The organism is Pseudoalteromonas sp. DY56-GL79 (assembly GCF_041414765.1).
Lineage (GTDB): Bacteria > Pseudomonadota > Gammaproteobacteria > Enterobacterales > Alteromonadaceae > Pseudoalteromonas > Pseudoalteromonas piscicida.
In genome coordinates, this window is sequence record NZ_JANHZS010000011.1 from 158,833 (window position 1) to 165,789 (window position 6,957).

Here is a 6,957-nt window from a genome sequence, read left to right on the forward strand (position 1 = left end):
TACGGGACTCTCCTACTTTGACTAGCAGAAAGTTCATTTCACCATAACAAAAGCTCAGAACGATGGATAATCATTATTTTTTGGCTATTTTACCGCGAACTGAGTAACAACAAAGTATTGAGGAAGTCAGCGTGTTATCACCAAAATTAAAGCTGTGGACTAAGCGTTCAAGCGTCGCCGTTTATTTAACTGTCGCTTTATCTGGTTGTGCTATTACCGGAAGTGACAATAACGTTGAGTTTACTCAGATAGCTGGCAGCGTTATGAAATTTAGAAGTGATAACAATGCCTATGGTCGCAGTGATACAAAAGCAGAGTTTCTACTACCAAACCTCAGTGCAGAAAAGTTGGCGACCACAAATCAGCAGCGTCTACAGTTCTTGGCTCAGCTCGACAATATCGACACTTCAGCGCTGAGTGAGGAAAATCAAATCAATCTCACTATTTTGCGTGCACAAGTGCAGAATAGCGTCGATGAATATCGTTTTCATAGCCACTATATGCCGCTCACCTCGGAATACGGCTTTCATTCCGGTCTGTCTTTTATGATCTCGAGTCATGACTTTAAGAAACGTGCTGGTTACGAGCTATATTTGGCACGTTTGCAGCAGGTTCCACGCTATTTTAAGCAAAATATCGACTGGATGAAAGAAGGCATGGCAGTTGGTCTGACTCAGCCGAAAGCGGTGCTTGAAGGTTATGAAAGTTCTATCGAAGCTTATATCGTTGATGATGTGACAAAATCCGAGTTCTATGGCCCGTTTACACAAAACCAAGCGGGTTTGCCTGATGCCGAATTTAAAGCACTGCAACAACGTGCCAAAAAGATTATTAAAGGGGATGTGATCGCAGCATATCAAGATTACCTTAATTTCTTTGTCAATGAGTATCGTCCAGCGGCTAGGACCGAAATTGGAATTTCTTCGACACCAAATGGTGAAGCGTTTTATGCGAACCGAGCGAAATACTATACCACCACGAATATGACGCCTAAGGAGATCCACGAGCTTGGTCTTAAAGAGGTGGCTCGGATCCGTGCGGAGATGGAAAAAATTATTAAAAAAGTAGGCTTTAAGGGATCTTTTGCCGACTTTGTGCAGTTCTTAAGAACCGATCCACAGTTTTATGCTAAAACCCCCGAAGCGTTACTTAAAGAAGCTGCATATATAGCAAAGAAGATGGATGCTCAGCTACCTAAGCTATTCCATACATTACCAAGAAAGCCATACGGTGTCGCCCCAGTGCCTGCGAGCATTGCGCCTAAATACACGACAGGGCGTTATTCGGGGGCACGCAGTGATACTGATGCAGGTTATTATTGGGTAAATACCTACGCGCTGGATAAGCGCCCGTTATATGTATTGGAAGCATTGACTCTACATGAGGCCGTGCCTGGTCACCATTTGCAGATCTCCTTGAATGCCGAGCTTGATTACCTACCGGAATATCGTCGCAACGAATACATTTCAGCTTTTGGTGAAGGGTGGGGGTTATATTCTGAATTTTTGGGTATCGAAGCGGGGTTCTATCAAGACCCTTACAGTGACTTTGGTCGTCTAACCTACGAGATGTGGCGAGCGGCTCGTTTGGTTGTAGACACCGGCATGCATATGTTTGGGTGGAGCCGCGAACGAGCGATGAACTTTATGAAAGACAACACGGCCTTGTCCTTACATAATGTTAAAACGGAGACTGATCGTTATATTTCGTGGCCAGCTCAAGCACTGTCATACAAAATTGGTGAACTAACCATTAAGCGGCTACGTCGCAAAGCAGAAAAAGCACTGGGCGATCAGTTTGATATCCGTGAGTTCCACCATCAAATCTTACGTCATGGCTCTGTGCCATTATTTGTGCTTGAAGAGCAAATCGACAAATATATTGAAACCACGATGAATCAAGCGCGTAAGTAATTGCGTTTATCCATCTAACAGAAAAGCCCAAAGCAGAGACTTTGGGCTTTTATCATTTTATTAGCCTAAGCTAGTTTAGTTTACAAAACTAATAATTAGCTGATACACATCATCGGTGGTTCGGCATTTATTGGCATTAATGATGAGCTGTTCACCTAAGTGTAGTGCTCGCTGTTGTACCGCTAAGCGCGCGTCTTCATCTTCAATCGCATCTATGTCTGCAACATGGGCGAGACCAATGGTGCGGCGGATCAATTCACACCCACAATAACCAACTGCGTCTTGCAATACTTTAGTGAGAAAGTATTCCGCGTAGCCTTCTGTTTGCAACGATAGGTCGCGTGTTTGTGTTTTCGCCAGTTCAAGCCAAGTGACATAGAAGCTCGATAGAGTGGTGGCGATACTATCGAGTAAATACACTTGCATATTTCGACGTTTTGGCAGAGCGTTAATGCGAGCATGTTGGGCACAGTAGTTGAGCAATAAATTGCCGATAAATGAGCCTAAATCAAAGCCTATTGGGCCAAAAAAGCCAAACTCTGGGTCGATTAGCTTAGTGTGATCGGTGTCGACGAAAATACTGCCTGTATGGACATCACCGTGAAGTAAGGTTTCTGGTGCATTGAGAAATTGGGCTTTGAGTTTTGCCACTTCAACTAATAACGTCTTATTTTTTCTCAGCATTTCCACAGACGATTGCAATGCAGCAGGAAAGTTGTTTCTTTCAGCATCGCGGTATGGGTCGTCAAAGAATAAATCTTCTGTGATTGCGCACAGTTCGGGATTAGTAAACTCGGTGACTAGGGCTTTCTTTTCACTCGGTGTTAAGTAAAAGCTTGAGTGGTAAAAGCTGGTTTTTGCTAGATAATTTGCGACGTCTTTGCTGAGTCTTGCAAAGGTGTTCGCTTGGTTTAATTCACCGCGTAAAATGCGTAGATGACCAAGATCTTCCAGCACGGTTAGTGCTAACTCCGTATTATGGTGCAACACTTTTGCTGTGGTATCTGGACAGATCTCACCATGGCGCTGTAATACACTGGCTTCAATTCTGGCTCTGTCTAATGTAAGCGGCCAGCTCTCACCCACACATCGAGCATAAGGTAAAGCTTGCTTGACGATGATGCTATTTTCTTGCGTATCTTGCACGCGGAAAACCAAATTCAGATTGCCATCACCAAACTCATAACAAGATAAGGTTGCATCTTTATCAAAGAAGCTTCCTAAATTAGTAATGTAATCAATAACTTTTTCTGCATCAAATTCAATGTAGCTCGACATGTTTCTGCACCTTGTGGATATTTGCTATTAGCATTCTATATTTTTAAATGTTTAGATGTCTATACTTCTTTAGATCTTGATGTAAAATATCATCAGTACACTTTGAAAGAGCGGGATGTCATGAAAACCTTAATTGCACGTAGTCTTAAATTCGAATCGGGCGTGGTACAGGTATTGGATCAATACTTACTGCCACATCAACAGGTGTGGCATGAATGCCGCGACGTTGCGACGATGAGCGAGCTAATTCTGACACTTAAGGTTCGCGGCGCTCCGCTTATCGGTTTAGCGGCAAGTTTGTTAATTGGTTATCTTGCCGAACAGGGAGAAGATAAAGACACCATTGCCCGTTCGATAGATGAACTTGAAGCCACGCGCCCTACTGCGGTGAATTTAATGCACTGCATGGCGAAATTGCGTGAAGCGTTGCAAGCGATTGATTGGAAACAACAAGTGATCACAACCGCTGAACAGTTATTTGAAGAAGACACTGCGCTATGCGACCGTATGGCAAACATAGGTGCAGAGCTTGTGAATGCAGGAGACAATATTCTTACTCACTGTAATACTGGCGCGCTGGCAACGGCAGGTGTAGGTACCGCACTCGGCGTAATTCATCATGCTGCAAAACAACATGGTGACATTCATGTTTGGGTTGATGAGACCAGGCCACTGTTGCAAGGTGGTAGGCTTACCGCGTTTGAACTAGATGCATGGCAAATCCCATACACGCTAATTTGTGACAATATGGCTGCGAGTTTAATGGCGGCGGGTAAAGTCGATAAAATCTTTGTAGGGGCAGATAGGATTGCGGCAAACGGTGATTTTGCCAATAAAGTCGGCACTTATAATCTCGCGGTGTTAGCCCATTTCCATAATATTCCTTTTTATGTGGTTGCCCCGATCACAACATTAGATAGCAGCTGTCCAAATGGCGCAGCCATTCCAATTGAACAACGCGCCAAAAGCGAAGTAACAGGTGTCAGTGGTAGTTTTGGTGATTGCCAATGGGCACCCAACAATGCCGAGGTATATAACCCGGCATTTGATGTTACGCCAGCGAGTTTGATCACCGGATGGGTGTTGGATACGGGGTTGTTTACGGGTGATGAGGTTGCCCTAGGCGTATTTTCACAAAGTTAAACATTTGTAATTATTTTAACTACTCGTAAATCCAAAATCTTGTTAAACTGTACCCATTTTGTGCTTCGATATAAATGGAGAAAGTAAAACAGGATGAAGAAGTTAATTGCTCTGATGTTGTTGGCCTTAGCTGCTAATGCATTCGCTAAACAGGAAATACCACTAGAGTCTTTTAGTAAAGGTAGTGAGTTCTCAGATGTAAAGATTTCACCTAACGGAGAATATCTTAGCTTTATCACAAAGAGAGAAGGTAAAAACACATTAATTTTTTTACAACTTGATAAATTCAAACTCATTCACGCCGTGCGATTCAATGGTAATGCTCAAGTTGGCCGCTATGAATGGGTGAATGATGACCGTGTGGTATTGGAAAAGGAATATATAAGAGGTTGGAAAGATCACCCTGAATTTCATGGTGAGCTATTCGGCGTAAATGTAGATGGAAGCCGTGCTAAGTATTTGGTGGGTTACCAGGGTGAAGAACAAACGGGTTCTCGTTTGCGCAAAGCTACCCCGCTGTATGGCACATCTTATATTCTTGACCCTTTGGTCAATGACGAAGACAAGATGTTGATTGTGACCTATCCTTGGACTGGCTCGAAAGAGCCTACCACAAGAGTTTACGAGGTCAACGTTCATACTGGTGTCAGACGCAAATTGACAAATGCTCCAAGAAAACTGGGCCGCTTTTTGACCGATCACCAAGGAGAGGTTCGCGCCGTTGTGTCTGAGGATGATGATGGCAATTCATTAGTTTTCATCCGTGAAGAAGCAGACTCAAAATGGGCAGAGCTCACATTAGAAAACAACTTAGATGATTTCTGGATGCATGGATTCGATAAAACTGGAACGTCAGTTTATCTTTCAGCATCAACGGCTGGTGAGCCCATGGCTTTCTATAAATTAGGCTTAGCAAGCAAAAAACTCACTCATGTTTTTCAAGATAAAGTGGTTGATCCAACAAAAGTATGGATAGATCCGATTGATAAATCCCCTTTCGCAATTGAACTATACCCCGGATATCCTACCTATGCATTTATTGATGAAAGTGCTGATTGGAGTCAACGCCTAAAGTCTCTGATAGCCTCGATCCCTGGAAATCAAATACGTATTGTAAGTAGCACGAGAGATGGTGGACAAGTGGTTGTATTCGCCAGCAGCGATACCAACCCAGGGGATTATTACCTTTATGATAGCAAAGCCAACAAGATGAAATATCTTGCGTCTGCAAGAAACTGGATTAAACCAAATCAAATGTCTACAGTGGAGCCTGTTAAATTCACAAGCCGTGATGGACTCACTATTCATGGATATCTAACAACACCAATAAACGCAGAAAAGAAAAACCTTCCCTTGATTGTTATGCCTCATGGTGGACCTCATGGACCAAGAGATTATTGGCAGTTTGACCCTGAAGTACAAATGCTTGCGAGCAGAGGAATGGCTGTGTTACAAGTTAACTTTAGAGGATCCGGTGGTTATGGAGATGCATTTGAAGTACTTGGCTACCAAAAGTGGGGCAAGGAAATTCAATATGACATCATCGATGGAACCCGTGACTTAATCTCTAAAGGTATCGTCGATAAAAAGCGGATTTGTATTATGGGGGCTAGTTTTGGTGGTTATTCTGCATTGCAAAGCGCAATATTAGAACCCGACTTATTCCAATGCGCAGTCGGTGTGGTTGGTGTATACGATTTACCACTGATGTTTGAAGAAGGTGATGTTGCTCAGCGTAGCTCTGGGATCGCATATTTAGAACGTGTACTTGGTACCGATGAGAAGCAGTTAAAAGCATTTTCTCCAAGCTATAATGTCGATAAGCTTAAGGTTCCTGTCCTTATCGTACATGGTGGTGAGGACCAAAGAGCGCCAATTGAACAAGCGGAATCTTTAATTGATGCACTGAAAAAGGCTGATAAACCTTATCAGTATTACTTACTTGAAGATGAAGGGCATGGTTTCTATAAACCGGAACATCGTCTGAAATACTTTAAGAAAGTGCTCGCATTCCTAGAAGAACCTCTGCAGTTGTAGTTTTTAAATACAGCAATAGCCAGTAATTGATGCTGGCTATTTTACTTCATTACAAACACCTTCAATATTACAAATACCTTCAATACTTCCTGACTCAAACAGAGCTAGTTGACTATCGAGTTCTGTCGCCGTTAAATTTTTATCTTAAGCTCAGGCAATTGACTCGTATTGTCGTGACCAAGCGTATAAAACGCTACATCAACGCTCTTATCGCTACCTAGCATTTCACTCTTTGTAGCTCGAAAGGCTAAAAATAATTCCATTATATTTATAATCAATTGATTTTAATGCTAATAAAAATAAATAAATTCATAATGACTCAATAAGCGACTTAAATTTTTTTGGCTTGTAATCTTGTCACCAACAACGGGAACACTTCTAGCTTTGTTCCATACGAGATAAACGCCAAATTATAAAATAAATGTAAGGATTTTTTATGCTTTTAAACAAAGCCCGAATTCAGATAATAAGTGCACCACTCATGGTTAATCGGTGAGGAGAGATCAACTGCCTGTTGGTGGTACTCTGTAATCGCCAAAAAACAAGAGTAGTTACCATGAGTTACAAGCAGTTGATCGAAGGACAA

Annotated in this window: 4 protein-coding genes; 3 read left to right on the forward strand and 1 reads right to left on the reverse strand. The window is 42.4% G+C overall.

What is annotated here, in order from left to right; genetic code table 11:
• Window positions 1-131: 131 nt before the first annotated feature.
• Entirely contained in the window at window positions 132-1,913 is a 1,782-nt protein-coding gene (locus tag NO992_RS09995; RefSeq protein WP_371376621.1) for a DUF885 family protein, read from the forward strand.
• A 75-nt stretch (window positions 1,914-1,988) separates the two neighbouring features.
• Here the strand turns inward: NO992_RS09995 and mtnK are convergent, their stop codons facing one another.
• Window positions 1,989-3,191, reverse strand: a complete 1,203-nt coding sequence (gene mtnK, locus NO992_RS10000) for an S-methyl-5-thioribose kinase (RefSeq protein WP_010376462.1) — start codon at window positions 3,189-3,191, stop codon at window positions 1,989-1,991.
• A gap of 120 nt (window positions 3,192-3,311) precedes the next feature.
• Between mtnK and mtnA the strand changes: the two genes are divergently transcribed.
• Together mtnA and NO992_RS10010 are read left to right on the forward strand one after the other, a co-directional pair.
• Window positions 3,312-4,334, forward strand: a complete 1,023-nt coding sequence (gene mtnA, locus NO992_RS10005; protein ID WP_371376624.1) for an S-methyl-5-thioribose-1-phosphate isomerase — start codon at window positions 3,312-3,314, stop codon at window positions 4,332-4,334.
• A gap of 93 nt (window positions 4,335-4,427) precedes the next feature.
• The gene (locus NO992_RS10010; protein WP_371376628.1) at window positions 4,428-6,371 is read left to right on the forward strand and encodes an alpha/beta hydrolase family protein; all 1,944 of its coding nucleotides are present in this window, start codon (window positions 4,428-4,430) and stop codon (window positions 6,369-6,371) included.
• The last annotated feature ends 586 nt before the right edge of the window (window positions 6,372-6,957 follow it).

Excerpts from the sequence above, each read along its gene's own strand:
- mtnK (WP_010376462.1), bottom strand. The coding sequence starts at position 3,191 with ATGTCGAGCTACATTGAATTTGATGCAGAAAAAGTTATTGATTACATT.
- mtnA (WP_371376624.1), top strand. The coding sequence starts at position 3,312 with ATGAAAACCTTAATTGCACGTAGTCTTAAATTCGAATCGGGCGTGGTA.
- NO992_RS10010 (WP_371376628.1), top strand. The coding sequence starts at position 4,428 with ATGAAGAAGTTAATTGCTCTGATGTTGTTGGCCTTAGCTGCTAATGCA.